Raw genomic sequence first — 1,866 nt, forward strand, 5'->3', positions numbered from 1 at the left:
CCGATGAGGAGGAACGCCGGCAGCAGGGTGAGCGCGGCGAGGACGGAGGCGGCGATGCCGATCGCGCCCACCGGGCCGAGGCTCGCGTTGGAGCCGAGGTCCGAGAGCAGGAGGCACAGCAGACCGACGATGACGGTGCCGGCGCTCGCGACGATCGGCGGCAGGGAGGCCTTCCACGCCACCTTCATCGCGTCCGTCGGGAGCGCGTGACGGGTGAGCTCCTCGCGGTAGCGGGCCACGATGAGCAGGGAGTAGTCCGTGGCCGCGCCGATGACGAGGATCGAGAGGATGCCCTGGCTCTGGCCGTTGAGCAGGATCGTGCCGTTGGCTGCGAGCGGCTTGACGACGAGCGCGGCCGCGCACAGCGCGAACACCGCGGTGAGGAGCACCGTGAAGGGCAGGCTCGGCGAGCGGTAGACGATGAAGAGGATGACGAGGACGACGACGAGCGCGACGAGGAGCAGGACTCCGTCGATGCCGCCGAAGGCCGAGACGAGGTCGGCGACGAAGCCCGCCGGCCCGGTGACCCAGGCGTCGAGGTCGGCGCCGACGAGCGTGTCGGCGGCGAGCTCACGCAGCGCGGCGACGACGGCGCCGGTGGTGCCCTCCTCCGTGTCACCGAGGGTCTCCTCCGCCGCGTCGGCGGAGATCGAGACGGGGAAGAGGAGCGCCTCGCCGTCCTCGGCCGGGATGACGGGGACCGGACCCTCGATGACGTCACCGACCGTGCTGCCGTCGGGCAGCTCGAGCTGAGGGATCTCGGCGGCGAAGGCCTCGGCCGCCTGGAGCTGCGCCGGGGTCAGCGCCCCGCCGCCGGCGGGCGTCGCGACCACGAGCGCGGGCAGCGGCTGGTCGCCGGCGAACTCGCGGGCGATCTCGTCGGCGCGGGTCGACTCCGCGCTCTCGGGGAGGAACGCGGCCTGGTCGTTCTCCTGGACCTCGGACAGGGTGCCCTGCGCCATGCCACCGAAGGCGGCGACCCCGAGCCAGACGGCGAGGACGGCGACGAGGACGAGTGCGCGGACCACGGCGCCGCCGCGTCCTTCGGACTTACGATGAGTTGGGGCGCTACGGCCACCCTGAACACTAAGCACGCTTAGTAATATGGTGGAGGCGGCGTGACGATGCAAGCCGGGTGGGAAAGGACGTTGTGACGGAAGCAGGCACCACGGTCGAGACGCAGGGCGCCACGCAGGCGACCCCGGGCCAGGCCTACCCTCCCCCGGAGACCTGGCCCACCGGGCGACTCCTCTCCGCCGCCGCCCGCCGCGTCGAACGGGCGTGGGACGCCTACCTCCAGCAGTGGGACCTCACCCACGCCTCGGTCCCGGTGCTCGTCGTCCTGTCCCGCGGTTCGCTCTCCCAGCGGGAGATCGCCGCCAAGATGCACGTCACCGAGCAGTCGATCGGCCGCGTCCTGCGGGGATTGCAGGCCAACGGGCACATCACGCGCGCCCCCCACCCGGGCGACCGGCGCCGTCACGTCGTCGAGCTCACCCCGTCCGGCCTCGAGGCGCTCCACGCGCTGGACCACGCCCAGTCGGTCGAGTCGCTCATCGGCACGTCGCTGTCGCCGCAGGAGACCGCCGAGCTGCGCGTCCTGCTCATCAAGATGATCGCCGACCTGCCCCTGCAGGAGGAGCGGGAGGAGGTCTGAGCCGGGAGCCCCTACCATCCTCTGTGATGAACGACACCCCGCCGATCTTCACCCTGAGCCCCGACAACGAGCCCCGCTACCGCGGCCGCCCCGTCGCCGAGATCCTCGACCACCCCTTCGAGTCGGTGTGGGGGCTGCTCGTCGACGGCGTCGCCGCCCCCGCCCTCCCCCCTGCCGAGCCCTTCCCGCTGCCGGTGCGCACCGGCGAC

Annotated in this window: 2 protein-coding genes and 1 pseudogene; 2 read left to right on the forward strand and 1 reads right to left on the reverse strand. The window is 72.6% G+C overall.

Going from position 1 to position 1,866, the window contains the following annotated elements; all coding sequences use genetic code 11:
* Positions 1 to 1,028: MMPL family transporter (locus FHE66_RS05365; RefSeq protein WP_255303608.1), on the reverse strand; the 1,028-nt coding region annotated here is incomplete at its 3' end.
* Between the two features lie 122 nt (positions 1,029 to 1,150).
* On the opposite strand from FHE66_RS05365, the gene FHE66_RS05370 reads away from it, so the two are divergent.
* Together FHE66_RS05370 and FHE66_RS05375 are read left to right on the forward strand one after the other, a co-directional pair.
* Positions 1,151 to 1,657, forward strand: coding sequence for a MarR family winged helix-turn-helix transcriptional regulator (locus FHE66_RS05370; protein WP_176554664.1), 507 nt, complete (start codon positions 1,151 to 1,153; stop codon positions 1,655 to 1,657).
* A 26-nt stretch (positions 1,658 to 1,683) separates the two neighbouring features.
* A pseudogene (locus FHE66_RS05375) lies at positions 1,684 to 1,866 on the forward strand (citrate synthase); the annotation flags it as partial.

The organism is Georgenia sp. 311, assembly GCF_006151955.1.
Lineage (GTDB): Bacteria > Actinomycetota > Actinomycetes > Actinomycetales > Actinomycetaceae > Oceanitalea > Oceanitalea wutianyii.